Below are 25,659 nucleotides of genomic sequence, written 5' to 3' on the forward strand. Positions count from 1 at the left end.
CTACCCCCTCAGGAGGAACACCATGGACGTTACCGTCATTGACACCCCGCAGCTCGGGGACCGCAGCTACCTCGTCCACGACGGGCAGGTGGCCCTGGTCATCGACGCCCAGCGCGACATCGACCGCGTCGAGACCCTGCTTGATGAGGCCGGCGTGGAACTCACCCACGTGGCCGAGACCCATATCCACAACGACTACATCACCGGCGGACTCGTCCTAGCCCAGAAGCACGGGGCCGCCTACCTGGTCAACGCCGCCGACGAGGTCTCCTTCGAGCGCACCTCGATTGCCGACGGGCAGACCCTGCAGGTCGGCGAGCTCAGTGTGAAGGCCGTGGCCACTCCCGGGCACACCCACCACCACCTCTCCTTCGTCGTCGAGCACGGGCAGGAACAGGCCGTGTTCTCCGGCGGAAGCGTCCTCTACGGCTCCGTGGGACGGACCGACCTGCTGGGCTCCGAGCACACGGTGGGCCTGACCCACGACCAGTGGGTCTCCGCCCGCCGTCTGGCGAAGGAGGCCAAGGAGCACGCCGCCCTGTACCCGACCCACGGGTTCGGCTCCTTCTGCTCCTCCGGCCCGGCCACCGGGGCTTCCGAGTCCACCCTGGGCGAGCAATTCGCCACCAACCACGTCTACACCGATCCGGACGAGGAGCACTTCGTCTCCGAGCTGATCGCGAACCTGAGCGCCTACCCGAACTACTACGCACATATGGGCCCGGCCAACGCGGCCGGTCCCTCCGAGCCGAACCTCGAGGTGCCCGACTCCCTGGACGCGGCCGAACTGGAGGCCCGCCTCGAGGCCGGGGAGTGGGTGGTGGACCTGCGCCACCGGGTGGCGTATTCCGCCAACCACCTCAAGGGCACGATCAGCTTCGAGTACGGCGACGGCGGAAACTTCACCACCTTCCTGGGCTGGCTCTTCCCCTACGACCGGCAACTAACCCTCGTCGGCTCCCGGGACGATGTGGAGAACGCGATCCGCGACCTGTCGCGGATCGGGATCGACTCCCCGGACGCGGGCCTTGGCGAGGACCCTCAGCAGCTGGCCCCGGGGGCGACCGTGTCCTCCTACCCTCGGGCGGGCTGGGCCGAGGTGCTCACTGACCGCCCGGACCAGGACACGATCCTGGACGTGCGCCGAGCCGAGGAGTACGAGTCCTCCCATATCGCCGGTGCCGTGCACATCCCGTTGCACGAGTTGATCCCCCGCATGGACGAGGTCCCGGCCGTGAAGCTGTGGGTGCACTGTGCCACCGGCTACCGCTCGGGGGTGGCGGCCTCCCTGCTGGAACGTGCCGGCAAGGACGTGGTGCACATCGACGCGATGTTCGACGAGGCCGCCGACGCCGGTCTGCCCATGGAAACCTGAGCGCCCAATCAATCATCGAGTACCCGTAGCGGGCCTCGGGGCGGGCAGAGAGCCTTCTGCCCGTCCCCGTTGTCCACTTGATCCGCGCGTTCCCTCATTCGGGAGGAATTGTCGAGACCTGTGGATGGTGAGTCTTCAGGCTGCCTCCTCGGTTCTCTCGGGGCCGTGGTCGTCAGGTCGTTCGAGGAGTTTGCCGTTCTTGAATGTCGCGCCGGCTCGCACGAGTACGACCAGGTGTGGGGCGTTGACGGCCCGCCAGCGGGCTTGGGCGGCTTGGAGGAGTTTGAAGGCCATCGCCACCCCGGCGGCCCGCGAACCGGGACCCTTGGTCACGCGCTGACGTAACCGCACGGTTGCGAAGGCTGACTCGATGGGGTTGGTGGTGCGCAGGTGCACCCAGTGTGTGCCCACCCGTCAACGCCCTTAGCGGACAGAGGCCGCTTCTTCGTCCGGTGTCACGCCCCACCACGGAGGGAGGCGGCGTCGGTGGCCAGGGCTCGTGCTTCGGCCCCTTGGATCGCAGCGGCGCGACGTTGATAGTCCGCGACGACCGCTAGTTCTTCGGTGGAGTAGTTGCCGTTGAGTTCGGCGAGTCGGGACATCAGACCGTCGAAGAGCGCACCGATGCGTCGGGCGCCAGCGTCGGTACCGACGATGGAGACCTTGCGCCCATCGCTGGGGTGCGGCTGCCGTTGGATGAATGCCTTTTCTTCTAGCCGGTCAAGGATGTCGCTGAGGGAGTTCTTGGGCATGGCGGCGTGCTTGGCCAACTCGCCGACGGTTGCGTGCTGGTGTCTGTGGACGAGTTCGAGAACCTTCTCCTCCGTGGGTCCAAGACCGACGCGCCGAGACAGGTTCGTGTGGAACTGGATCATCGCTGTGCTGAGTTCACGGCCGGAAGCCGCCAGCACGGTGAGCACCTCATCACGGCTGGCTTCCTTCGATCTTGCCCGGTTCACGAAACCCATGCTACCTTCACCGTCGTTCGTTCGTCCGAACGAACGAGAGAGGGAGTACGCGGACCTTCCGCCCGTCCCACTCCTCACTGACGCAAGAACCCAAACGAGGAGGGCCCATGAAGACCCTGATCATCGGCGGCGGCATCGCTGGATCGTCACTTGCCTTCGCTCTGCGTCGCGCGGGACGTGAGGCCGTGGTCGCTGAAGCCCGGGGGAGTCAGCGCGACACCGGCGGAGCCTTCCTCTACCTCGCGCCGAACGGTGTGAACGCTTTGGCCGCGATCGGACTCGGGGACGCCCCTGCTGCCGCCGGGGGGTTCGAGGCGTACGGTCTGGACTTCCACAACGCCCGCGGACGCAAGATCGCCGAACTTGCCGGTGAACAGGACCTGGCCCGGTACGGCGCGCGTGGTGTGGTGCTGCGGCGGGCGCGGTTGCACGCCGAAGTCGCCCAACGAGCACAGGCCGCCGGGGCGACGTTCCTGTTCAACGCCCGGCTGGTTGAGTTGCGCACCGTGCCGCAAGGAGTCGAGGCAGTATTCGCAGACGGACGCACGCTGATCGCCGACGCGGTGATCGGGGCGGACGGGATCTGGTCGACGGTACGACGGCTCACCTGGCCCGAAGCCCCTCGACCCTCCTACACCGGAATGGTGGACTGCGGCAGTTGGACTGAAGTCGACTTGCCTGACACGGCCCGCCAGCAGATGTATTTCGGACATCGGGCGTTCTTCGGATACACAGTCAACGACAAGGTCGCCTACTGGTTCACCAATGTGCCTCGGCACGACGAACCGGGCCGGTACGAACTCGCCGACCTCGACCAGGGCGACTGGATAGCGAGCATCCGCCGACTTCACGAACTCGACCCCGCTCCGGTGCAAGCGATCCTCAATGCTGCGCGACACACGCTGGGTGCCTGGCCGCTCTACGACATGCCCACTGTGGACGCCTGGCACGACGAGGGCGTGTGTCTCGTCGGCGACGCGGCACACGCGGTCAGCCCATCCACCGGACAAGGCGCCAGCCTCGCGATCGAAGACGCCGCGGTCCTCGCCCGCTGGATGCAGCACGAGACCCGCCCCGGCGCCGCGTTCGCCGGGTTCACCGAAGAACGGAAGGTGCGAACGGAGAAGATCGCGTGTTTTGGCCGTCAGCTTGGCGACCGCAAGGTCTCCTCGGCGGCAGGCAACGTATTCCGCGACCTCACCTTGCCGATGTTCCTGCGCATGGGCGCCAAGGCCACCGCAGAACAGTATGGCTATCGCGTTCCCACCCCGCCCGCTCTCCGGGCCCCACGAGAGAAGGCTCATGAATAACTCTGCCGTTGCCAGCAAGAACGCTCGATCTCCGACGAAGAGGGCATTGACGTGGATCGCCGGGATCGTAGCGGCCGGCCTCGTGGCCGCCGCTGCGGTTCTCGCTTGGTTTGCGGTGTCCTACTTCAACATGGCTGTCGACACCGTCGGTGAGGTCGATTTCGATCGCGCTCTCGACGTTCCCCCGTTAGCGGAGTCTCACCTGGAGGGCGGGGTGCGCACCTTCGATCTGACGATGCAGGCTGGGGAGACGGACTTGGGGCAGGGTTCGATGACGCCGACGTGGGGTATCAATGGCACCCATCTGGCCCCTACTCTGCGGGCCGAGCGGGGAGAGGATGTCCAGGTCCGGGTGAGTAATGGGCTGGATGAGGCCAGCACGTTGCATTGGCACGGGATGCACCTGCCCGCGCAGATGGATGGTGGGCCGCACCAGATGATCGCCCCGGGGCAGACCTGGACCCCGCACTGGCGGATCGATCAACCGGCGGCGAGCCTGTGGTACCACCCGCACCTGCACGGGCAGACCGCCAGGCATGTCTATCAGGGCCTCGCGGGGATGTTTATCATCGACGACCAGGACGAGGCGGGCCTTGACCTGCCTCGCGATTACGGTGTCGATGACCTCCCGCTGATCGTCCAGGACAAGAAGTTCCACGACGACGCCACCCTGGATTCCTCCACCTCGTTCATGCAGTCGGCCGGGATCACCGGGGAGACGGTGCTGGTCAACGGCACCCCCGGGCCCTACTTCGACGTCACCACGCACACGGTCCGGTTACGGATCCTGAACGGTTCCAACACCCGCCCCTACAACTTCGCCTTCGAAGACGACCGGGCCTTCGCCCTGATCGGCACCGACGGCGGGCTACTGGATGCCCCAGTGGACCTGCACGAGGTTCAACTCTCCGCCGGTGAACGCGCCGAGATCGTCGTGGCGTTCGAACCCGGCGAACAGGTCCGCCTCCAATCCGGGCCCAGCGACACCGGGGATCGCCTCGCCGGGGGCGCCGACCACCTCGACATCCTCCAGTTCCGTGCCGGGGACCACCTCGGTGGAGTCCAGCAGGTCCCCAGGGAGTTGGTTGAGGTGCCCCGCATCGATGAATCCACTGCTGCCAGGACACGAGACTTCGACTTGTCGGGGGTTTCCATCAACGGCCAGGAGATGGATATGGCACGCATCGATGAGGTCATCACCCTGGGAGACACCGAAATCTGGAACGTGACCAACCTCGATGGCCAGACGCACAACTTCCACATCCACGATGTCCAGTTCCAGATCCTCGACATCGACGGCAGGGAGCCGCCACCGCATCTGCGCGGCTGGAAAGACACCGTGTGGCTACCCGGAGGCCAACACATCCGGCTCATCATGACCTTCACCGACTACCCCAGCACCCAATGGCCCTACATGTACCACTGCCACACCCTCAGACACGAAGACCAGGGAATGATGGGCCAATTCCTCATCGTCGAACCCGGACAAAGCACCCAACCCAACGACTACCACCTCCAACCAGACCGCGGACACGGGGAACGTGATCATTGACGGCTCTCCGCGATTCGTGAAGACAACCCAGATCAGAGAGGTGGCTGAGGTATGCCTCTCCCCGAGGGAACTGCAAGAGTGAACGATCGGCGACGAGTTTCCGACAGACAGCGGCCAGAGGGAAGAGTTGGAACGTCTCCTGGCGCTGGGGGCGACGCCGACTGACGTGGTCCCGTCGGGAAGTTGGCACGTGCTCGCGGACCCGGAGGGCAACAAGTCTTGTCTCATGCCCAGACGCATTGCTCCGGAGCCGGAGGACTTCCACGACGCATAACTCAGCGAGACGTCGGCTACACCGGCTAGGTTGGCGCGCAAGGTGCGCGAGGATGCAACCCCGTGAGCCGACCGCCGTCGTCAAGCAGAACGTCAATGGGGTGACGGCGGTGGGCATAGGGCCGACACCCGAGGGACCTTCGTCTCTTCCTGGCGTATCCACGAAGAGGGAGAGTGGGAGTGACCAAACGAGGTGGACACCATGGCGTACCGCAGCGTAAGGCCGCGAGGGACCGACCTTCCCGACAACTATCGTCTGCACTCGACCCTCGACCTCAAGAAGGATGCACGGGCCGCCACCACCATCAAAGGTCTCGTTCGCCCTGATTGTCGCCGCCATGATCGTCCTGGCCCTCGTCCTGGACCTGCCGTTCGAGAGTGCCTTCAACGCCGGCGTGCTCACAGCGATCACCGTGGCCGCATGCCTGGCCTACATCGTCGCGCACGAACTGACCCACGCCGTCCTCCACTGGTGGCTGACGCGGGAACCCCCGACCGTCGCCGTCCGCTTTCCCTACCTCGTCACCGGGAGCCAGGCGGTCCTCACCCGGAGCACGGCCGTCGTCGTCGCCCTGACGCCCCTTGTGCTCTACACCTTGGTCCTGCTTGACCTACTCAGGACCCTGCCGACCAGCTTCTTCCTCACGATCTACGTTGTCCTGGTGCTCAATGTCGCCGGTTCTGTCGGGGACGTGCTGCAGGCTCATGCCTTCGTCAAACTCCCGCCCGCGGCGCTCATCCGTGACGACGGAGAAGAGACCTCGGTGTTCCTGCCAATGGCCTGACCCGGCGTCCCCCCGGACCTCGCGACCAACCAGCGTGCCTCGTCGATGCGATGCCTGGTCCGGTCGGTGCTCAGTTCTCAGTGGAGCGCAGGGGTCAGCGTTTGTCGAAGGCGTTCAGGATGTTGCGAACTGAGTGCCCGGAGGTGCTATTGAGGAGCCCGGCGGCCAAACCGCCGTTCTGGGCGCCTTCGACATGTCGTTCGTTCGCACCGGCGATGCGCCGGTTGCGCTGCCGGGTGCGCCGGCCGACGAAGTCGTCGGCGGCGCGAACGTTGTCGATCTCGGCCTCGGTCTCGCGGGCGTGCATGTGACGCTTGTCGACGTTGCGATACCGCAGGTACATCAACCCGTAGAAGATGAACCCGGAGAGGAAGAACAGCAGCCCGATCGAGCTGCCGTCTCCGTTGGAACCGATCGCCAGGAAGGGCCCGCCGCTCGCAGCGGCCATCATGGAGGTGAACATCAGAGCACCACCATGAGGATGGTGCCGATGATCATCCCGACCACCTGCACGGCCGCCGCCACCGCAAGGAGTTTCGGCTGGTTGACCGGGACACTGCCCATCGTCTTGCCGGTCCGGGCGTTGACCGCGACGTAGTGCAGGAACGACTTCCCGTTGGAGCGCTGCTGGTGGTAACTGTAGAGCCAGACGGGTAGGTACGCCGCCGCCCAGCGCTGCCCGCGGATGTCGACCTGCTGGTCCTCCCAGCGCACGCCACGGTCGTAGAAGCCCAAGGTCTCCTCCGCCACTTTGTGGCGGGCGATGTCTCCGGCCTGACGCTGCACGAGCGGGGCAACCTGATCGATGTTGGTGTCGCGCCGCTCGGAGGTGAACCCGGCGATGTAGTTGGAGTCGTACCCAACCGAGTTCTCGACGTCGAACGGCATGACCGCGTTGATGATGTTGTTGGTGTTGCGACGTGCATCCTGATCCCGGCGTTCGGACGAGGACTCGACCGTGAGGTCGTTGATGTAGACATCGAGTTCGCGCCGTACCGAATAGACGTCGGCGTCATGGACCTGGCGCTTGTTGTCACCGCTGCCGATCGTGTAGGTCCGGGTGCGGTGCTCACCTTCACCGGCGAACCGGGCGTGGGCGTTGATGTCGACCACCATGTAGGGCAGGTAGACCCCCATCACGTTCTCCGGGGCGAACTCCTTGAGGAAGCGGGGGTGTGCGAAACCCCGCCGCTTCTTCACGAACGCCCGGATCTTCTCGACGGCGTCCTCCTTCTTCATGGTGAACGGGAGGACGATGTCCGGAACGGCGCCGTTGGGAATCTGCTGGTTCATCGACAACTTGTTCCGGCACCAGTGGCAGCGCGCCTGGGTGGTCTCGGCGGTGTTGATGACCACCTCGGCTCCGCACGCGCTGCACTTGAAGGTCAGCACATCCTCGGTGGAGGCGACGATGTCCTGCGAGCCGGAGCCCAGGACCATGCCGCTCAGGGAGGGGATGTCCTGGTTGATGAATAGTTCCTCGTCACCGCCCTGGCCGGTCCACTCGTGCCGGCAGAATCCGCACCGGAGCAGGCCGCTGGCGGTGTTGAGGGCGATCTCGGTGGCGCCGCAACGGGGGCACTTGACCAGGCCATCCTTCGCGGAGGAGTCCGTGGCGATGATCTGAGGGCCATCGGGAGGTGCCACCGGCGGCGGGACCGCTGCCTGGGGTGCCCCCTGCGCAGGGCCGGGTGGAGGCGGCGGCGGGACACCCGGCCCCGGGCCGCCCGGCCCGGGGTTCGGGTTCTGCGGCACAGTCATTTAGAGCCCGAGCACTTTCGCCTTGGCGGCGTCGTAGTCGGCCTGGGTGATCAGGTCCTGGTCGAGCATCGCCTTGAGTTGGCCGAGCTTGGCCACCGGGTCCTCCTGGGCCGGGGCGGGCGCCTCGGGTGCGGACGGAGCCTGGGGCGGCTGGCCATAACCCTGCTGGGGCGGCTGCCCGTAGCCCTGTTGGGGTGGCACCTGCTGGTAGCCCTGCTGATGGCCCGGAGCGACCGGCTGCTGCAAACCGGAGGCAGCGCCGCCGGCCGCGTTCATGCCCATCCCGAGGAAGGCCATGCCGGCACCACCACCGCCGCCGCTCTCACCGGCGGCCTGGAACCCGCGAGCAGCGGCCTGCTGCATGAAGGCGTTGCCGCGGGCGCCGCCGAGGGCGTCCGCCTTCTTGACGTCGCTGAGCAGTTTGCGGGTGTCCTCGTCGTACTCGATCGACTGGATCGCGACCTTGACGATCGCCAGACCGCGGTCGGAGGTCCACTGGTAACCCTGCTCCACCGCAAGGCTCAGCGACTGGGCGAAGCCCACCGAGTCCGACTGGATCCGGCTGATCCGGTTCCCCTGGCTGGGATCGTTGGTGTAGAGGGAGAAGGCTTGCGCGAGCGAGCCGACCACCTCGTTGAAGAGTTGGCTGGCTGCGTCGTTGTCGAGGTCGGAGAAGTCGAACACACGCGGGGAGGTGCCCAGGTAGGTCTGCGGCACGAACTGCTTGATCAGCAGGATCGGGTCCACGATCCGCATCGTGTAGGAGCCACGGGTGATCGCCCCCACCTGCGCGCCCAGATAGGCATCGTCCCAGTAGATCTCCGACTGGGTGCCGAACCTGTTGTTCGGGATCTCCTTGAGGTTGACGTAGAACGCGAGTTGCTGCGCGCCGGGCTGACCGCCGAACTTGAACCGCTCCCAGGAGGTGGTCACGGTGGGGCTGACGATCCCGTCCCCGGCGAAGACCGACTTCGAGTTCTGATCATCGGAGGAGTAGATGAACCCACCGGGCTCGGCCACGAAACCGGTGATCTGACCGTCCTGCAGCGTGACCAGTCCGAAACCCTCCGGCACCACGATCTTGCTGCCGTTGGTGATGATGTGTTCGGAGGCCTTGGTGTTCGATCCGCGCCCGGCGTTCTGCCCTTGGGCGACCGCGGGGAAGATTGCCGCCGTGGGGGCCAGGCTGCGCGGCGGAACGAGGAAGTCCTTCCACTGGTCAGCCATGGTGCCACCGAGCGCACCAGCGAAAGCCTTGATGAAGCCCATCCGATTCCTCCGTGAATTGCCGCGATTGTCCCCGCCTTTGGGACTCTTGAGATTACCAGCGCAGGGTCGCCCCCGGGGGCGTTCCGGGCGCGGGACGGGGGCAATGCGGTAGCCACGAGCGCCACCGGGGTGGTGGCGCCGCGTGCGGGCCTGTGGCCGACCTGTGCGCGGTGATATGGTACAGAGTCCTCGTGACGAAAGGCTCACTTACTGTGTCTCTTCCTTACTTCGACAAGGCGCAGGTCCGGGCGGCGCTGCCGTTCGACGCCGCGATCGCCGGCATGGAGCGCGCCCTGCGTGGCGGCGTGGACCCCGAGAACGACAGCCCGCGGCTGTTCAGCCCCGCGCCCGGTGGTGAGTTCCTGCTGATGCCCACCAGCGCCACCCCGCGCTCGGGCCTGAAGGTGGTCACGATCGCCCCGGACAACCCGGCCAAGGGGCTGGAGAAGATCCAGGGCCTGTACGTGCTCTTCGACTCCGACTCCCTCTCGCCGATCGCGCTGATGGACGGCACCGAGCTCACTGCCGTGCGTACCCCGGCGGCCACACTGACGGCCGTGAAGCACTTGACTGCAGCCGACCCGGACTTCCCGGCGGCGCCGAAGGTGCTGGTCTTCGGGGCCGGTGTCCAGGCGGTCAACCACATCCTGGCGGCCCGCAGCGTCTACCCCGACGCCACCTTCTCGGTGGTGGGCCGCACCCCCTCGCGCGTGGATGACCTGATCGAGGCACTCGCCGCCCAGGATGTCGAGGTGTCCCGCGCGAGGGCCGAAGATGCGGCCCGGCACGACATCATCCTGTGCGTCACGTCCTCACCCACGCCGGTCTTCGACGGTTCCCTGCCTCCCGATCACGCCGTGATCGCCTCGGTGGGCCAGCACGGCCTCGAGGCACGCGAGGTCGATGCCACGCTGGTGCTGCGCGCCGACGTGTTCGTGGAGGGCCGGGAGTCCTCCTGGCGTGAGTCGGGCAACCTGGCCCAGGTGCGCAGTGAGAGCGAATGGCGCGAGATTGCTCCGCCCAACATCCGCGAACTGGTGACCGGGGAGTTCACGCGCGAACTCGGCCGCCCGGCCCTGTACACCGGTGTGGGTATGTCCTGGGAGGACCTGGCCCTGGCCGCGCTCGTGTATGACAGCGCAAGCGCGTGATCAGCCGGTCGTCACCGGATCGCCCACGCTGATCGTGCCGCCACCGGCCGCCGGAAGCAGGAGCACACCGAGCCTCGGTTCGCTCTGACCGACGCCGGTGACCAGCGCGGTCAGGACCTCGGCGTCGCGTCGCCCGTTGTCGGGGTTGGCGTGGGTAGCCAGGCAGCGGCCGATCGGCCCGGACACCTCGAACTGCACGGTGCCGATGCTGACCCGACCGGTCCACTCCAGTTCCTCCCAGGCCTGCGTACCGGAGATCACGATGTTGGAGCGGAAGCGGCGATCGTCCCCACCACCGGGCAGGACCTGCCCCAGAGCCCGGGTGCTGGCAGCACCGTGTGCGCTGACGTAGCCGCGTGGACGGTCCTGGAACCGTGACGTGCCGCCGTCGCCTACCAGGACGAGTGGAAGCACGCCCGGCCGGCGCAGCCGCCGTGCGTCCGGGGACTGCTGCAGCCACTCGGTGATCCGCGCGGTGATCAGGGCCCTGCCCGGCCGGTCCAGGCCAGCGGTCACGAGCGATTCGGCGCCGTCGTCGATACGCAGCGTCTGCCCGTCGAAGGTCAGCCGCAGCCGCGCCAGACTCGGAAAGTTGACCAGCGCCAGACCCTGCTGCTTGGGCCAGTACGCCAAGCCGTCGGCGTCCTCGGGCTCGGCGGCATCGGCGAACCGGAAGGCGAGCACCCGGTCGCCGGCCACCCGTCCGTCGGGCTGGATCGTGAGCTGCTCCCGGGCCTCGGGAGTGAATCCCTTGACCGGGTACCGATACAGCGCGGCGACATGTGGCACCGGCACAGTCTGCCACGGGCCGGTTGCCGGGCTGGAGGCTACGACCGCGGCCGGGCGGTCAGCCCGTGACCGCCTCCGTAGTCGGCCGGCTGCGGCGGCTCCCACCCCTGCAGGACCCCGGTGTGAGCCTTGTGGACCTCAATCCCCAACGGCCGGCACACCGATTCGGCGTCGCCGGCGTCGGGCCCGAACATCGGGACCGACAGGTCGCCACCGGGGCAGGTGGACACGGCCGCGAGCAGGTCGATCTCGGCGAAGAACTCGAAGTAGTCCCCATTCCGGGCCGGAGATGACTTCATGAAGTACTCGTCGTCGTCGTTCAGTCCGGTGCACTGGAAGACGTTGAGCACGTCGTGAACGTCGAACTCGGTCAGGTGCCAGGGCCTGATCGCTCGGGTCAGGTTGGAGTGGCAGTGGTAGTCGAACCCGACGCCGTTCAGCATCTGGCTCACATAGGGATCGCACCTGGTGCCGAGCAGGTCGTGCACCCGGCCGCCCTCGGCGTCGGTGCCGTACCCGGCCAGGGAGTCGCCGGTGATGGTGGCCATCGGGCGAAGGAACGGCAGGGTGGACCACAGTCGGTCGAACACAGACACATGCGCGGCCTGGAGTTGGCGGGTGCGCGAGGCCCACATCCGCTCCCTCGGGTCGTGGGCGTTCCACAGGTTCAGGTCCGCGACCTGGGGGCCCTCGATGGTCACGATGCGGCACACGTGACCGGCGGGCACCCGCCAGGCTCGGCCGGAGCGGATCGGGACGACGAAGGAGTCCACGAGTTCGCGCCCGTCCTGCTCCTCGCCGATGCGCCGGTATAGCTCCCGGTCGGCATCCAACGGGCCTCCGGGATCGGACTGGTAGGCCGCCTGCGTCAACCTCATCTGGGCTCCCTACGTCGGGGTCGGATCCTCCCAACCTAGGCCCAAAGAGATCGCCCTGGCCCGCCGAGCCGCTCTCACGTCCCGCTGCGCATCCCTCGGTCCTTGCCGGCCACGATCGCGACCAGTGTCTGGGCGGTTGCCAACGCCGCCAGGAGGAGCAGCGGGGCCTGCCACCCGCCGGTACGCTCGGCCAGCAGACCCGCCGTCACCGGGCCCACCGAGGCCACCAGGTAACCCACCGACTGCGCCATCCCGGACAGTTGCGTGGTCTCAGCCTGGGTGCGCCCGCGCAGGCTGATCAGACTCAGCGCCACCACCAGTGAGGCGCCGGTGCCCGCTCCCACCACCAGAGCCCACAGCCCACTCAGGCCCGGCGCGATCAGCAGCCCGAGCGTGCCGATGATCACCGGTGCGCTGGCGGTCACGGCGGCTGCGACCTGGCTGTCCGGTCGGCGCATCAGACGCGGGATGAGGACCCCGGCCACGATCCCGGTCATCTGCAGGCCGAACACGTGCAAGCCGCTGCGTTCGGGGGTGTAGCCGGCGGCGGTGGTGATCGTCGGTAGCCAGGTGATCAGGATGTAGAAGCAGGTGGACTGCAGGCCCATGAATGCCGTGACCAACCATGCTCCCGGCTGCGTCCAGACGCTCACCTGCGGCGTGGTCGGGGTGGGAACCGGGTCGACGGCGTGGGCCGGACGTCGTAGCCGGAGTATCCACAGCAGTGCGACCAGGGCTGTCGGGACCGCCCAGATCGCCAGGGAGGTGGGCCAGTCGGAGGCGTTGGACACCGGAACCGCCATCGCCGCAGCCACGGCGGCGACCGTACCCATGCAGGCCGAGAAGATCCCGGTCGCCACCGAGATCCGCCCCGGGTAGTCGCGCTTGATCAATACGGGCACGAGCACGTTGCCCACCGCGATGGCGCAGCCCAGCGCGATGGTGCCAAGCCACAGCCCCGGGGCGGCCCCGTAGGAACGCACCAGGATCCCGGCGGCCAGCAGCACCAGCGCGAGCCCGAGCAGCCGGTCCGCGCCGAGGCGGCCGGAGGCGTGGTGCACCAGCGGGGAGATCAGTGCGAAGGCCACCAGGGGCATCGCGCCCAGGAGGCCGGCCATCGGCTCGCTCAGACCATAGTCGGCGCTGATCTGGGGGAGCAAGGGGCCCACCGAGGTGATCGGCGCACGCAGGTTCATTGCGACCAGGAAGATCAACGCCACCAGCAACGGGGCCCACCGGCCGGCGCCTCCCGCTGTGCCCGCGCCCCACTGCCTGCCCACGTACCACCTCAGCCCGTCGTCGTCAGGCTCTGACGCTAGCAGCGGCTCGGTGGCATCCGGTGGTGTCACCGTTGCGGCGTCGTGACAGACGAAGGTGTACCCGCTCTGACGACCACGGCCCGATCTGCACACCCGGCCCGATCCACGACAGCGCCGTGCCGCTGCGCGGGTGCGGGGTCAACCCCGACCGACTGTGACACTGCCAAACACTGCCGGACACTGAGCGCGAGCACACAATTTTCGTGCGCTCGCACGCCCAGCCCCAGTCGATTGAATGATGATTGAACCTATGAGTGATGAAGGACGTGACATGACAGAGAAGAACGAACCGGTCCGAGCCATCGTGTGGGGGGAGAACAGGCACGAGCAGGTCGAGGAGAAGGTCCGTGCGATCTACCCCGACGGCATGCACAACACCATCAAGGACGGCCTGACCGAACTGCTCGGCGACGCGGTGAGCGTTTCGACCGCCACCCTTGACGAACCCGAGCACGGCCTGACTGACGAACGACTGCAGGACACCGATGTGTTGCTCTGGTGGGGACACGCCGCCCACGGCGAGGTCAGCGACGAGGTGGTGCAGCGGGTGCACCAGCACGTGCTGGCCGGGATGGGTCTGATCGTGCTGCACTCGGGCCACTGGTCGAAGATCTTCACCACGCTGATGGGCACCACCTGCACCTTGCGCTGGCGCAGCGCCGCGGACCGTGAACTTGTGTGGACACTCGCTCCGGACCACCCGATCGCCCAGGGTGTACCGCACCCGTTCATCATTCCCGAGCAGGAGATGTACGGGGAGTTCTTCGACGTCCCCACCCCGGACGAACTGATCTTCCTCTCCACCTTCACCGGCGGGGAGGTGTTCCGCAGCGGGATGACCTACCGGCGCGGGCGCGGCAAGATCTTCTTCTTCAGCCCCGGTGACCAGGACTATCCGGTCTACTTCAACGAGCACGTGCGGCGGGTGCTCGCCAACGGTGTGCAGTGGGCTGCCGCCGAACTTCCCCAGCGGGAACTGCCCGTGCTACTGCGTTACGACGCCGAGGACTTCTACACCGGCCACGGCTACCGGGGGCCGATGCAGCGATGAGCGCCACCGATCCGGCGCGGATCGTGCTGGTCGGTGCCGGTGGGATGGGCGGTGCCTGGCTGCGGGTGCTGTCCGCCCACCCGCAGGTGCAGGTGGTCGGCGTGGTGGACCTGGACCTGGATCGAGCACGCGACCTGGCGCACTCGGCCGGCGCCGACGTGTCCGTGGCACGGACGATCCCGGAGTTCGACGGCGGAGCGGACGCGATCGTGAATGCCACGGTTCCGCAGGCGCACTTGGAGGTCTCGGTGGCCGCGCTGGAACGCGGCATGGCGGTGCTGTGCGAGAAGCCTGCGGCACCGACCATCGCCGAGGCGATCCGGATGGCGGCCGCCGCCCAGGTCCACGGCCGGCTGCTCATGGTCTCCCAGTCCCGGCGCTACGGCCCGGGCGTGGCAGCCTTCTTCGAGGCGATCCGCGCCCACCAGGGCGGCAGCCCCGGGCTGTTGGTGAGTGAGTTCTTCCGCGCGCCGCGCTTCGGTGGCTTCCGGGAGCGGATGCGGCATGTGCTGCTGGTGGACATGGCCATCCACGCCTTCGATACCGCGCGCCTGCTCACCGGCGCGGACCCGGTGGCGGTGTACTGCGATGAGTCGAACCAGGACTGGAGCTGGTTCGACCACGATGCCAGTGCCAGCGCCATCTTCGAGTTCACCGGCGCAGCGCGCTACCTGTACACCGGCAGTTGGATCGCAGCGGGCGCCGAGACCTCCTGGAACGCCCGGTGGCGCTCCGTCGGCGCGGGCTCCACGATCCGCTGGGACGGGCAGGCGCAGGTCACCGTGCACACCGGGGCAGGGGAGGGCGCCGATGACGGCGAGGCCGTCCCGGTTCCCCCGGCCGCCGAGGGGATCGAGGGGGCCCTGGAAGTCTTCCTGAGCGCGCTGGTGTCCGGGCAGAAGCCGCTGGGTGAGGTCAGGGAGAACATCGCCTCCCTGGCCATGGTCGAAGCGGCCGTGCGCTCGGCCAGGACCCGTCAACGGGTCCGGATCGCCGACGTCCTCACCGACGGGCTGGCCATGGCCCTGCGCACCGAGGACGACGAGGCACGGGCAGCGGTGCTGGCGGCCTGGTCCGCCGGTGACGGCGCCCCTGTGTTTGGTAGCCACAGCATCGGCAGCGAGCGGTAGGGCGGGCTGTTCTTGGGTGGTACTTGCCCGCATGTGGTCCAGATTCACGGGAACATCAAGGAAGCGTGCGTGGTTGACCACGATATGAGTAACTCTGCGCAGCCGCGCACCGCCCATGTCCCACCGCATCGCACCGATGACGACGTGCTCGGTCTGGCCGAGGAGCTGAGCCAACTCGGCAAGGTTGGTGACCTCGTCGTGGAGTACCTGGAGCGCCACCTCGGGCTGAGCCACCGTGACCTGCATGTGCTGGCCCGGCTGGCTGAGGCCCCCGCCGCCGATGACCGGCCCCGCTCGGCCGGGGCTGCAGCCGACGATGACCACCGGAGCACCGGTACGGGCACGCCAGGTGACCTGGAACAGGGGGTGCCGGCGAACCTGGAGCAGCGCGGGTTGGTGACCCGCGGGGATGACGGGCAGGGCTTCGTGGTCACCGAGCACGGGCTGGTGATCCTCGACCAGGTCTATGCCATGCGGATCCGGATCGCGGACCATCTGGTGAACGCACTCGGCCCGGACCGCACCCAGTCGCTGCGCTCGCTCCTGCAGCAGATGGTGGAGGCAATCCCGAGCCCGGTGCGCTCGGTCGGCTGAGCCGCCTGCCCACGCGGGAGCGGCCCACCTGCGGCGCGGTCTCGCCTGATGTGGTGCAGGTGCGCCGAACCCTCAGCCGCGTCCGGCCAGGAACCCGCGCAAGCGATCCGGCCGGTCGGTGATGATGCCATCGGCACCCAGTTGCACCAGGCCGTCCCAGTGCTGGGGTTCGTTCGCGGTCCAGACCATGGCCTGCATCCCGCGTTCGCGGATCTGGGCGAGAGCCTGTGGCGTCTCGAGCAGGATCCGGCCCGAAGGGTTGCACTGGGCGACCTTCAACTGTGCGCAGGTGGTGAAGGTGGAGTCCTGCAGCGCATCGATCAGCAGTCCACGCGGCAGGTCCGGCGCCACATCCGCGAGTGCTCTCACGGTGTCCACCGCGAAACTCTGCGCCACAACGCGTCCGGAGATCCGCTCCTGCTCGATCTGGTCGACCACCGTGCTGACCGGCGCGGGATCCCACTCACCCTTGAACTCCAGCAGGAGCCCGATCTGCGGGCGCTCGGCCAGCCAGGCCAGCACATCGGCCAGCAGCGGCAGGCGCTGCCCCGCGAAGGCCGGGGAGAACCAGGATCCGGCATCGGTCTGGCGCAATTCGTCGGCGGTGCGGACCGAGACCGGACCGGTGGAGTCGGTGGTCTCATCGAGGGTGTCGTTGTGGATCACCACCGCCTGCCCGTCCGACGACAGGTGGATGTCGAGTTCGACCATGTCGGCACCGGCACGCCAGGCCGCCTCGAATGCGGCCAGGGTGTTCTCCGGCGCCACCGAACTATTGCCGCGGTGGGCGATGACCAAGGGTGCGGTACTCACACCAACACGTTAACGGCTCCCTCGGCCGTGTGCAGGACTGATGCCAAGTGGCGTGGTGCCACGGCACCCGAGGGCGCGACGGGAGTGCTGCCAAGCCGTATCTGCCGCCTCGAGAACCTCCGAACTGAGGCAAAGCCAGGGAATCGGCGGCACATGGGTAGTTCTACCCATACCCGTTCCGGGACGTGTTCCATACTCTCGGAGCAAGTTGATCCTGGGCGACCCCCCGACCGCCCAGGATCACTTTTTCCCTTAGGCGGCTACCAGGGAGGCTGGTCGTGACCGAGGTGCAGGTGGACGCCGGTGAGGTCCGCAGCACCGCCGGCGAGGTGCACGAGGTCGCCCAGATGCTGAGGGTCGCCCGCGTGCACGACCACCTGTCCGCCATCGCCCAGGCACTGCCCGGCAGCCGCTCCGCCGACGTCGCCGGGGAACTGGCCACCACCTGGGAGGATGCGACCTCCCGGTGGGCCGAGGCTGCCACCGCCCACAGCCAGAACCTGACCGATGCCGCAGGCGACTACGACGACGTGGACCGGGCCAGCGCACAAACCCAGCAGCACCTGAGCGCCCGGCTCACCGGCCCGATGCCGCAATGAGCCTGACTCCGGGCCAGGTGCGCACCTGGCGGGCCGATGCCCTCGCCGGCGTGGCTGACGGGCTGACCGCTCGGCGTCGGATGCTGCTCGGCTGCCTGGATGACCTTGCCGCTGCGTCGCCGCCGTCGTCCTGGACCGGCCGGGCCGCAGCCGCGGCCACTACCGCCCAGCGGGAACTGGAGAACACCCTGGAGCAGCTGGTGCAGGAACTCTCCGGTGTCATCACCGCGCTTGATGCTGCCGCCGATGAAGTCACTGCGGTGCTGGGTGAGCTGTCCGACACCCTCGACTACGCCACCGGGAGTGGGTGCCGGGTGGACCTGGTGACGGGGATGGTGCACCCCGACACCGACGAGGCGCCGGTGCAGCAGGTCGCGGACAGGTTGACCCAGGTGCTCAGCAACGCCGCGGAGTCCGATGCGGCCCTGGCCCGGGCCCTGCACGCCGCGGCCGCCTCGCTCGGGACCTCCGGACCGGAAGCGAGCGCCCCGCAGGTCGCACCGCCGCCGGCAGGGGCAAATGAGCGGGAGGTGGCCCGGTGGTGGAACGAGATGGATCCGGCTGCCCAGCAGCACGTCCTGGTCGAACACCCGGCGTGGGTCGGCAACCTGGACGGGATCCCGGGCTGGGCCCGCGACGAGGCCAACCGGATGCTGCTGCCGCACTACCGGAGCGAACTGGCCGCCTCCTATGACCGGCTGCTGGACCTGGCCCTGGCCAATCCCTCCAACCCCGCCTTCTTCATCGAAGCGGCCCGGGTGCAGAAGATGCTCGACGGCGTGGACGCGATCGACTCCGTGCTGACCCGGGGCCGGCGCCAACTGCTCACCCTCGACATCACCGGTGATCATGAGTTGCGTGCGGCGGTGGCCGTGGGCGATGTGGACACCGCCGACTCCGTGGGGGTCTTCACCCCCGGGTTCACCTCCAGCGTGCGCGACTCCCTGGCCGGCTACGACTCCTCGATGGCCTCCCTGGCCGAGGTCGCCGCCACCGAGTCGCTGCGCCAGGGCAACGTGAACTCCGTCGCCACCGTCACCTGGCTGGGCTATGAAGCACCCCAGGCGGACCTGGGGTTGCTGCTGCCCTCCCGCAGCGTGGTCTCGGCCGGCCCGGCCCAGGCCGGTGCGCAGGACCTGGCGTCCTTCATGCGCGGTGTGCAAGCCTCGCGGGAAACTCCGGCGCACCTGGTGCCGATGGCCCATTCCTATGGGTCGGTGGTCACCGGGTACGCGCTGCAGGAGGCCACCGGCGCCGACGCGGCGGTGATGTTCGGTTCCCCGGGTATCGGCACCTCCGATGTGGGGGACCTAGACGTGCCGGAGGGCTCCACCTACATGATCGAGGCCCGTCGCGACGTGGTCGCCGACACCGGCTGGTTCGGTCGCGACCCCTCCCATATGGACGGGGTAACCGGGTTGTCGGCGCTGGAGGAGGAGATCGGCGGCACCACCTATTCGGAGTCGGTGGGCCATAACGCCTACCTCGCCGAGGGCTCCACCAGCCAGTACAACCTGGCCCAGATCCTGGCCGGGCAATCCGAGCACGCCGTGCAGCATCACGGCCGCGGCATCGGTGACTGGTTCAGTAGGCCGTTGTGGTGAGAGCGATGGATGGCGGGCACGCGGACGCGGAGAGGACACCGAAGGTGCAAGGGCACTCGATGGAGCAGGTCATCACTCACCTGAGCCGCTTTCGGGCCGCGATCCTGCAGGAGTTGGGGCACAGGTTCGGCCCGAGGGACTGGCAGGTGGCACCGAATGTGCCCGCCTTCACCCGGGCAGCGGCCGACGACGGCGACCGCCCCGAAGCCGAGACGGTCTCCTTGGGCACGATCTACTTCGACGGCGCGTATCCGGCCTCGCTACGGCGCTCGGCCGCTGACACGGTGGCCAGGACCGGGAAGCGGTTCGGTTTCACCGAACTGGTGATCCAGCAGGACTCCACTGACGGGATCGCCTTCACCGGACGCCATCCGGACGGGCACACCTACCGGTTCGGCAGCGGAACAACCACCGTGCTGTCGGTGCGCAGCGGCCCGGCCGAGTGGACCGGTGAGCCCTACACCGGTCCCGCCGAAGTGCCCCAGGCTTGAGGGAGTCGGGGCGTGTTAGTACCCGGCGGCGCGGAACTGATCGATGATCTCCTGCGGGATGCGGGCCCGGGAGGGGATCTCTATCCCGCGCGAGCGCGCCCACTTGCGCACCGCCTGCGGGTCGACCTTCGTCTCGATGCGCACCAGGTCGGGCTCGGCGACGCCGTCGCGGACCTTGCGGGCCGAGGCGATATAGGGGCCCAGGAAAGACCTCAGCGCAGCCAGGTTCTTCTCGGACAGGTCGATCTCATAGACCTGGTCCTCGAGCCCGAATCGCACGGTCGCGTGGGCATGGCTGCCATCGAGGTCGTCGATGAACTCAACGACGGTTTTTCGGCTCACGTTCCTCGTCCCAGATGGTCGTGTGTGCGCCCATCATAGGGCTCCGCGCAGCGGAGCGATCCTCTACCCTGCACTATGTGTCGGGTCAGGATCTGGCCGCCATCGATGGGGACATCTCGGTGCGCCAACTCATCGGGTGGTTGGTGGCCACGTGGCCCCGGCGTGTGCTGATCGGGATGGTCGTGGTGGTGCCACTGATGGCCGGCCTGGTGGGCGGGTTCGCCCCCGCCCCGGTGCGTGACCTTCCCGCCCTCCCGCCCGGCGAGCCGATTGCGGTGGGGCCCTATGACCTGGCGCTGGAAACCTACTTCGTCTCCGACCAGGTACATTCCCGGTACCTGCCGGAGGGTGCCGACGCGTGGTTGGGGCTGGTGCTCACCGTGCGCGGTACCCACACCGAGGCCGTCTCGTTGAACCGCCGCGTCACCACCTTGCCCGAGGGTCTGGGCGTGGTCACCCCCGATGAGGATGTGGCCCACCCCAATCACAGTGAGGTGTTGCGCGTCGACGACGGCCGCCTGGCCACCAGATTCGCGCCCGGGCTGGAGGTTCAGGTGGTGAGCCTGATCGCGGTCTCTGATGCCGAGGCGATCCCGGATGAGATCACGGTGCAGCTCACCGACCTGGAATCGGCCTGGAGTTTCCTACTGGAGTCCGAGACCTGGTACGAGCGCGAACGCGTTGGTCAGGTGCACCTGAGTCGCACCGGCTCGGTGCCCCCGGCGCTGGTGGAGGAGGAGGAACGGTGAGACGCGCGCTGCTCACCGCCCTACTGGCGCTCGCGGTGGTGGCCGCCGGGATGGTCGTGAACGCGTGGGAGGAGGGCCGCGTCTCCACCGCACAGATCCCGACGACGGTGGAGTTCGGCCAGGACTCCCGGGTGCACCCGGTCACGGTGCACCTGCACGAGGCGCGCCCGGTGGCCGCCCTGACCGGCTCCGGGGGCGAGACGCTCGCTACCTCGGGGCTGTGGGTGGTGCTGGACCTGTCCTATGCCACCGACGAGCGGGAGGTCTTCGTCAGCTCGATGGTGCTGGTGGATGACCAGGGCCGCCAGTTCGAGGTATCCGGGCGAGCCCCCACCGGGTTGTGGCTGGCCGAACCGGACCTGTGGCAGCGCGGTGAGGTCGCTTTCGAGGTGCCTGCCGACGCCCTGGGGGAGATGGCCCTGGAGATCTACGTCGAGTCGCGCTGGCTGTATGCCCCGGTCCGGTTCGGCCGGGCGCAGGTGTACCTGGACCCCGGTGACGTCGAGCCCGGTCCGGTGGAACTGGCGCGCCGCGAGCTGCTGCCGGGGGGCCGGCGATGAGGGCGGGCCGGGTGTGGTCGCGCCGGGCGGTGGGCGTCATGAGTGCTCTGCTGGCGATCGTCGCCCTCGTTGCCGCGTGGCAGACCAGTACGCACTTCCGGGCCGCCTGGGACTCCCGGCCGCGCGTGGCGGTGGTGCCCGACGAGGACGGTGTCGCCGAGGCCAACGGGCTGCGTGCCTCCGTGGCCGATGTGGCGCTGCTGGAGTCGGTGCAGACCTGGTCCGAACAGGTCAGCCCCATGGACGGGCACAACTACTGGCACATCGCGCTGCGACTGCACATCGAGCACAGCGAGGTGGCCAACTGCCGGGTATACGTGGAGGACACGCAGGGCCGGCTCTACGAGATCGGCCGGCACGTGCCCACCGGGGTGGAGGGCTACACCTCCGTGCCGACCTGTCAGGACGAGGACGGCACGAGTGAGGTCGAGGACGTTCAGCGTTTCATGGTCCTGATCCCCGATGACGCCCAGCCCCGGTACATCCGGGTGCAGAGCCAGTTCCACCTCAACCCCGACTACGTGGAGTTACCAGCGGGCTAGCCGGGGGACGGCGCCGATGTGGCCGGTGGTGGGATTTCCGGGCGCGCCGGCTCCGACGGCGGGGGTGGTGGCACCGGCCGCGGGGGACCGCCGGAAAGGAGTTCGGCCGGTTCGGGCCGCGGAAGCCGGGCCAGGTCGGTGGCCCAGGTGGGGGAGCGCGGCGGCAACCGCAGCCAGGAGGGCGCCCCGAATTTGGTCAGCAACGCATCGGCGCTCGCGGCCAGCAGCGCGGTGGACAGGATCAGCACCAGCGTGTCGTTGAGCATGGCGATCGGCGCGGACAGCGAGCGCCACTGGGCACCGTCGAGGGGGGGAGCAACTCGTCCGGCCACACCCCACACCAGGTAGTGCAGTTGAGAGATACTCACGTAGGCCAGGCAGAACGTCAGCACCGGCGTCCATCCGGCCTTGAGGATCATTGCGGTGGCACCGATCAGGGCGGTGAACCGTCCATCGGCGGCCCCGAGAAGTTTCCAGGCCCGCACGATCGGCGCCATCCCCACCCGGGCAGCCACCCTGGCGAAGGCGGCGCTGGTGCGGCGCAGCCGGATGAGGTCCTGGACCCCGACCACGTCGGTGGCCTGCACCCCGTAGACGATCACGCCGATCGCCAGCCACGACACCGGCACCAGGATGGCGGTGACCGCCCCGGCGAGGACGAGTTGGGTCCACTCCAGCGCTGCGGGAGCCACCAGACCGAATGCCGGCCAGAAGCCCTCGATCCAGCCCCCGATATCGCGCAACCACTGTGCTACCTGGCGCCCGCTCCACCAGGCCCGGAACTCGGAGGCCACGTAGGTCACCACGTAGGCACCCAGCACGATCCAGACGATCTCGGCGTAGCCCACCACCACCTGCAGGCCCATCCGGCGCCGGTCCTTGTTGCTGCGCCACAGGGTGCGGGTCCGCACCAGGCGGATCCCCGTTACCCGCACCAGCACGGCGGTGAAGACCACCAGCAGCACCGTCACCGACTCCGCCACCGGGAGACGGCTGACGGTGTCCAGATCGGCGAGATCCTCGGTGCGGCCCACATCGTCGTCGAATCCCCTGCTGACGTAGGCACGCATGTCGTCCTCCAGGCCGCCGCCGCTCTGGTAGACCACCAGGAACGGCACCAGGACAGCGGCCACCGCTGCCATCAGGTCCGCCAGCGGAGAGGCGTGGCCGGACCGGCGGCGCAGCACGAGCAACATGCCCACCACCGCCAGCATCGGCACGAATGGCACCAGTGAGAGCGCCAGTAGCCCCGGCACCGCTCCGGCGCGGGCGATCAGGATGACCAACTCCATCAGGTAGTGCTGGGCCAGGTGCGCGGCCAGGGCGATCAGCGTCAGCGGCAGCCAATGGTGGCGCAGCAGCGCGCCGGTGTTGCGCAGCAGGTCGAACCCGAGCAGCACCGTGGCACGGGTGTGGGGCGCCGAGCGATCTGCGCTGGGATCGGCGTGCTGGGCCATGCGGGTGACTCTAGCGACGCACGGAACCACGACCGTCTCGCACCGTTCGTTGCGGCGGTGAGCGGGTCCAGCGTGGCCGGCGGAGTTGGTCGTCGGTCCAGTCCAGGACGGCTTGGGTGTACTCGGTCCGCACGGGTTCGGCGGACAACGCCAGGTCGTGCCGACCGCCCTCGAACTGGTGCACCCGCACATGCGTGCCCAGGAGCGGGGCGGAGCGTGTCATGTCCTCCACCTTCAGCACCGCATCGGTACGGGCCAGGTCCTCCGGGCTCGGGCGTGTGGGATGACCGGAGGCGCCGCTGGTGCACACCAGCACCGGGGCAGTGATGTCCAGACCGCGCCGGACCCGGTGCTGGGCCCGGACCACCGACGCGAGCCAACCGGCGCGCACCGGGAAGGCCGCGAGCGGTTTCCAGTGGAGGTTGTAGTCGAACTCGCCATCGGATTCGGCGTGCACGCTGCGCCCGTAACCCTCGTCCAGGGTGCTGACCACCAGGTGCGGGGCGACCCGGCCCAGGATCCTCACCAGCGGCCGCAGGAGACGGCGCGCCGGTGCCGGCCGGTTGAGGTCGAACCACGGGCTGTTCAGCACCACCGCGTCGATCAGGGCGGGGTTGCGGTCGGCGTACAGCGCGGCCATCAGGGCGCCGGTGGAGTGGCCTACCAGCACCACCTGAGCAACCCCGGTGGCGTGGATGGTACGCACGGCGGCGGTGATCTCCTCGGCGTGTACGCCGATCCCGTTGGACCAGCCGGGCCGGCGCCCGGTGCCGATGGAGCGGCCGTGGTCGCGCAGGTCCAGGGCGTAGAAGTGGTATCCACGCGCGGCCCAGGCAGCGCCGTGCTCGGCCTGGAAGAAGTAGTCGGCGAACCCGTGCAGATACAGCACCGCCGCCTCAGGGTGACGGCGACGGTCCGTTGGCCCCGCCCGGTGGCGCACCAGGGTGGCAACCGGGGTTCCGCAGCCGTCGGGACGCAGGCTGAGGGTGCGCGCCCGCCAGGGCTCTCCGAGGACGTCGGGAACCCAGGTGCCTTCATCACCGGAGGCCCCGTCGTCGTCGGCCGGGTACGAGGTATCGGGAGAGGTGCTCACCACCCCATCCTCACACCTGAGCCGCGGGCGGGTGGTGAGTACGCTGGTTCCAGCCAGAACTCGGCACGCGCACGCGGGGTCGAGTGCCGCGACCGAGGAGGAGATAACGCATGAGTGCTGTGGCGATCCTGGGGGCCGGCATCATGGCCTCCGCCCTCACCGTGCCGCTGACCCGCAACGGGCATCGGGTCCACCTGGTGGGCACCCACCTGGACACCGAGATCATCGACTCCATCCAGCGCACCGGCGTGCACCCGCACCTGGGGATCGCGTTACCGGAGGGGGTCACGGCCTTCCAGCTGGAGCAGGCGCGGGAGGCGTTCGAGGGGGCCGAGGTGGCCATCAGCGGGGTGAACTCCTTCGGGGTGGCCTGGGCCGGGCAGCAACTGAGCGCTCTGCTGCGGCCCGGGATGCGGGTGCTCTCGATCACCAAGGGCATGGACGCCGATGAGGCGGGGAACCTGCGCATCCTCCCCGAGGTGCTGATGGAGCAGGTGGGCGCCGAGTTGTCCGGACAGGTGACGTGGTCGGCGATCGTGGGACCCTCCATCGCCGGGGAGGTCGCGGTGGAGCACGACACCGCCGTGGTGTTCACCGGAACCGATCAGGAGTCCCTGGACTCCTTGGCGCGTATGTTCCGCACCGACTCCTATCACGTGTGGACGTCCACCGACCTCATCGGGCATGAGGTCGGCGCCGCCACCAAGAATGTCTACGCCTTCGCGGCCGGGTTCATGGAGGGGCTGCTCGACGCCGCCGGCATGGGCGCCGCGCAATACCGCCGGTACAACTACGGAGCCGCGGTGTTCGCCCAGGGCACCCGGGAGATGCTGCGGTTCATCGAACTGCTCGGCGGGGACCGGGAGACCACCACCGGTCTGGCCGGTGTGGGAGACATGTTCGTCACCTCCATGGGTGGACGGAACGTGCGGGCCGGTCGCTACGTGGGGTCGGGGGTGCCGTTCTCGGAGGTGCGCGACCAGCACATGAAGGGCGTCACCTTGGAGGGGGCGGCCGCGATCGAGGTGATCGGGGCGGCGATCGAGAAGCTCACCGAGCGCGAGGTGATCGGGGCCGCGGAGTTCCCGCTGCTGCGCCACCTGTACGGGATCATCGCCCACGATGAGCCACTGGCGATGCCGTTCGAGGACTTCTTCGGCGGGATGCGCTGACGCGGGGTTCACGCGCGCTGCGGGGGTGACGC

General features: G+C 68.3%; 27 protein-coding genes and 1 pseudogene. 16 read left to right on the forward strand and 12 right to left on the reverse strand.

The features are described 5' to 3' along the window. Positions 1 to 22 precede the first annotated feature (22 nt). On the forward strand, positions 23 to 1,375 hold the full coding sequence (locus ACO0LU_RS04370; RefSeq protein WP_424790207.1) for an MBL fold metallo-hydrolase: 1,353 nt from the start codon (positions 23 to 25) through the stop codon (positions 1,373 to 1,375). Between the two features lie 135 nt (positions 1,376 to 1,510). On the opposite strand, the pseudogene ACO0LU_RS04375 reads toward ACO0LU_RS04370, so the two are convergent. Next, a pseudogene (locus ACO0LU_RS04375) lies at positions 1,511 to 1,777 on the reverse strand (IS256 family transposase); the annotation flags it as partial. A gap of 53 nt (positions 1,778 to 1,830) precedes the next feature. Next, on the reverse strand, positions 1,831 to 2,334 hold the full coding sequence (locus ACO0LU_RS04380) for a MarR family winged helix-turn-helix transcriptional regulator (RefSeq protein WP_424790208.1): 504 nt from the start codon (positions 2,332 to 2,334) through the stop codon (positions 1,831 to 1,833). Between the two features lie 116 nt (positions 2,335 to 2,450). On the opposite strand from ACO0LU_RS04380, the gene ACO0LU_RS04385 reads away from it, so the two are divergent. From ACO0LU_RS04385 to ACO0LU_RS04400, 4 genes are all read left to right on the forward strand, one after another. Continuing rightward, positions 2,451 to 3,653, forward strand: coding sequence for an FAD-dependent monooxygenase (locus tag ACO0LU_RS04385; protein WP_424790209.1), 1,203 nt, complete (start codon positions 2,451 to 2,453; stop codon positions 3,651 to 3,653). Positions 3,654 to 3,783: 130 nt separating this feature from the next. Continuing rightward, on the forward strand, positions 3,784 to 5,205 hold the full coding sequence (locus ACO0LU_RS04390) for a multicopper oxidase family protein (RefSeq protein ID WP_424790210.1): 1,422 nt from the start codon (positions 3,784 to 3,786) through the stop codon (positions 5,203 to 5,205). A 127-nt stretch (positions 5,206 to 5,332) separates the two neighbouring features. Continuing rightward, a complete protein-coding gene (locus ACO0LU_RS04395; protein WP_424790211.1) occupies positions 5,333 to 5,479 on the forward strand; it encodes a VOC family protein in 147 nt (48 codons plus the stop codon). A 337-nt stretch (positions 5,480 to 5,816) separates the two neighbouring features. Further along, complete coding sequence (locus ACO0LU_RS04400; RefSeq protein ID WP_424790212.1) at positions 5,817 to 6,263, forward strand: DUF3267 domain-containing protein; 447 nt, start codon at positions 5,817 to 5,819, stop codon at positions 6,261 to 6,263. Between the two features lie 94 nt (positions 6,264 to 6,357). On the opposite strand, the gene ACO0LU_RS04405 is transcribed toward ACO0LU_RS04400, so the two are convergent. From ACO0LU_RS04405 to ACO0LU_RS04415, 3 genes are all read right to left on the reverse strand, one after another. Next, positions 6,358 to 6,726, reverse strand: a complete 369-nt coding sequence (locus ACO0LU_RS04405; RefSeq protein ID WP_424790213.1) for a hypothetical protein — start codon at positions 6,724 to 6,726, stop codon at positions 6,358 to 6,360. Next, complete coding sequence (locus ACO0LU_RS04410) at positions 6,726 to 7,910, reverse strand: TFIIB-type zinc ribbon-containing protein (protein WP_424790214.1); 1,185 nt, start codon at positions 7,908 to 7,910, stop codon at positions 6,726 to 6,728. Before ACO0LU_RS04410 ends, ACO0LU_RS04405 begins: the two co-directional genes overlap by 1 nt. Positions 7,911 to 8,024: 114 nt before the next feature. Beyond that, the gene (locus ACO0LU_RS04415) at positions 8,025 to 9,293 is read right to left on the reverse strand and encodes an SPFH domain-containing protein (RefSeq protein WP_424790215.1); all 1,269 of its coding nucleotides are present in this window, start codon (positions 9,291 to 9,293) and stop codon (positions 8,025 to 8,027) included. Positions 9,294 to 9,505: 212 nt separating this feature from the next. Here ACO0LU_RS04415 and ACO0LU_RS04420 point away from each other — a divergent pair, with 212 nt between their 5' ends. Next, positions 9,506 to 10,444 carry an ornithine cyclodeaminase family protein gene (locus tag ACO0LU_RS04420; protein WP_424790216.1) on the forward strand — a complete coding sequence of 313 codons (939 nt, stop codon included), beginning with the start codon at positions 9,506 to 9,508 and terminating at the stop codon, positions 10,442 to 10,444. Here ACO0LU_RS04420 and ACO0LU_RS04425 read toward each other — a convergent pair whose 3' ends face one another. The 3 genes from ACO0LU_RS04425 to ACO0LU_RS04435 all read right to left on the reverse strand — a co-directional run bounded on the left by ACO0LU_RS04425 (position 10,445) and on the right by ACO0LU_RS04435 (position 13,391). Next, a complete protein-coding gene (locus tag ACO0LU_RS04425) occupies positions 10,445 to 11,233 on the reverse strand; it encodes an MOSC domain-containing protein (RefSeq protein ID WP_424790217.1) in 789 nt (262 codons plus the stop codon). Positions 11,234 to 11,271: 38 nt separating this feature from the next. Continuing rightward, positions 11,272 to 12,111, reverse strand: a complete 840-nt coding sequence (locus ACO0LU_RS04430) for an urea carboxylase-associated family protein (protein WP_424790218.1) — start codon at positions 12,109 to 12,111, stop codon at positions 11,272 to 11,274. Between the two features lie 74 nt (positions 12,112 to 12,185). Continuing rightward, positions 12,186 to 13,391 (reverse strand): MFS transporter, encoded by a 1,206-nt coding sequence (locus ACO0LU_RS04435; RefSeq protein WP_424790219.1) that lies wholly within the window; start codon positions 13,389 to 13,391, stop codon positions 12,186 to 12,188. A 310-nt stretch (positions 13,392 to 13,701) separates the two neighbouring features. Here ACO0LU_RS04435 and ACO0LU_RS04440 point away from each other — a divergent pair, with 310 nt between their 5' ends. The 3 genes from ACO0LU_RS04440 (at position 13,702) to ACO0LU_RS04450 (ending at position 16,205) form a co-directional block, all read left to right on the forward strand. Beyond that, complete coding sequence (locus ACO0LU_RS04440) at positions 13,702 to 14,481, forward strand: ThuA domain-containing protein (RefSeq protein ID WP_424790220.1); 780 nt, start codon at positions 13,702 to 13,704, stop codon at positions 14,479 to 14,481. After that, complete coding sequence (locus ACO0LU_RS04445; protein WP_424790221.1) at positions 14,478 to 15,611, forward strand: Gfo/Idh/MocA family protein; 1,134 nt, start codon at positions 14,478 to 14,480, stop codon at positions 15,609 to 15,611. The genes ACO0LU_RS04440 and ACO0LU_RS04445 overlap by 4 nt, the downstream gene beginning before the upstream one ends. A gap of 69 nt (positions 15,612 to 15,680) precedes the next feature. Next, on the forward strand, positions 15,681 to 16,205 hold the full coding sequence (locus ACO0LU_RS04450) for a hypothetical protein (RefSeq protein WP_424790222.1): 525 nt from the start codon (positions 15,681 to 15,683) through the stop codon (positions 16,203 to 16,205). Positions 16,206 to 16,277: 72 nt separating this feature from the next. On the opposite strand, the gene ACO0LU_RS04455 is transcribed toward ACO0LU_RS04450, so the two are convergent. Then, entirely contained in the window at positions 16,278 to 17,018 is a 741-nt protein-coding gene (locus ACO0LU_RS04455; protein WP_424790223.1) for a glycerophosphodiester phosphodiesterase, read from the reverse strand. Positions 17,019 to 17,296: 278 nt separating this feature from the next. Between ACO0LU_RS04455 and ACO0LU_RS04460 the strand changes: the two genes are divergently transcribed. From ACO0LU_RS04460 to ACO0LU_RS04470, 3 genes are read left to right on the forward strand one after another with little or no spacing between them, the layout of a single operon-like run. Further along, entirely contained in the window at positions 17,297 to 17,617 is a 321-nt protein-coding gene (locus ACO0LU_RS04460; RefSeq protein WP_424790224.1) for a hypothetical protein, read from the forward strand. Next, positions 17,614 to 19,221: an alpha/beta hydrolase gene (locus ACO0LU_RS04465; protein WP_424790225.1), complete on the forward strand. Its 1,608-nt coding sequence runs from the start codon at positions 17,614 to 17,616 to the stop codon at positions 19,219 to 19,221. Before ACO0LU_RS04460 ends, ACO0LU_RS04465 begins: the two co-directional genes overlap by 4 nt. Before the next feature lie 59 nt (positions 19,222 to 19,280). Beyond that, the gene (locus ACO0LU_RS04470) at positions 19,281 to 19,712 is read left to right on the forward strand and encodes a hypothetical protein (RefSeq protein WP_424790226.1); all 432 of its coding nucleotides are present in this window, start codon (positions 19,281 to 19,283) and stop codon (positions 19,710 to 19,712) included. 15 nt (positions 19,713 to 19,727) lie between these two features. Here the strand turns inward: ACO0LU_RS04470 and ACO0LU_RS04475 are convergent, their stop codons facing one another. Then, positions 19,728 to 20,054: a histone-like nucleoid-structuring protein Lsr2 gene (locus tag ACO0LU_RS04475; RefSeq protein ID WP_424790227.1), complete on the reverse strand. Its 327-nt coding sequence runs from the start codon at positions 20,052 to 20,054 to the stop codon at positions 19,728 to 19,730. Positions 20,055 to 20,131: 77 nt separating this feature from the next. On the opposite strand from ACO0LU_RS04475, the gene ACO0LU_RS04480 reads away from it, so the two are divergent. Genes ACO0LU_RS04480 through ACO0LU_RS04490 form a run of 3 tightly spaced genes read left to right on the forward strand, consistent with a single transcriptional unit; the run spans position 20,132 to position 21,905 of the window. After that, positions 20,132 to 20,803 carry a hypothetical protein gene (locus ACO0LU_RS04480; protein ID WP_424790228.1) on the forward strand — a complete coding sequence of 224 codons (672 nt, stop codon included), beginning with the start codon at positions 20,132 to 20,134 and terminating at the stop codon, positions 20,801 to 20,803. Beyond that, positions 20,800 to 21,363 (forward strand): hypothetical protein, encoded by a 564-nt coding sequence (locus tag ACO0LU_RS04485; RefSeq protein WP_424790229.1) that lies wholly within the window; start codon positions 20,800 to 20,802, stop codon positions 21,361 to 21,363. Before ACO0LU_RS04480 ends, ACO0LU_RS04485 begins: the two co-directional genes overlap by 4 nt. Positions 21,364 to 21,401: 38 nt before the next feature. Further along, positions 21,402 to 21,905, forward strand: coding sequence for a hypothetical protein (locus tag ACO0LU_RS04490; protein WP_424790230.1), 504 nt, complete (start codon positions 21,402 to 21,404; stop codon positions 21,903 to 21,905). Here ACO0LU_RS04490 and ACO0LU_RS04495 read toward each other — a convergent pair. Together ACO0LU_RS04495 and ACO0LU_RS04500 are read right to left on the reverse strand one after the other, a co-directional pair. After that, positions 21,902 to 23,362: a hypothetical protein gene (locus tag ACO0LU_RS04495; protein ID WP_424790231.1), complete on the reverse strand. Its 1,461-nt coding sequence runs from the start codon at positions 23,360 to 23,362 to the stop codon at positions 21,902 to 21,904. The two genes, ACO0LU_RS04490 and ACO0LU_RS04495, sit on opposite strands and share 4 nt — an antisense overlap. Positions 23,363 to 23,372: 10 nt before the next feature. Further along, positions 23,373 to 24,455, reverse strand: a complete 1,083-nt coding sequence (locus ACO0LU_RS04500) for an alpha/beta fold hydrolase (RefSeq protein ID WP_424790232.1) — start codon at positions 24,453 to 24,455, stop codon at positions 23,373 to 23,375. A gap of 110 nt (positions 24,456 to 24,565) precedes the next feature. Between ACO0LU_RS04500 and ACO0LU_RS04505 the strand changes: the two genes are divergently transcribed. Further along, positions 24,566 to 25,627: an NAD(P)H-dependent glycerol-3-phosphate dehydrogenase gene (locus ACO0LU_RS04505; RefSeq protein ID WP_424790233.1), complete on the forward strand. Its 1,062-nt coding sequence runs from the start codon at positions 24,566 to 24,568 to the stop codon at positions 25,625 to 25,627. The last annotated feature ends 32 nt before the right edge of the window (positions 25,628 to 25,659 follow it).

Origin of the sequence: Pseudactinotalea sp. Z1748, assembly GCF_049725185.1 — a bacterium.
Taxonomy (GTDB): Bacteria; Actinomycetota; Actinomycetes; order Actinomycetales; family Beutenbergiaceae; genus CALKWS01.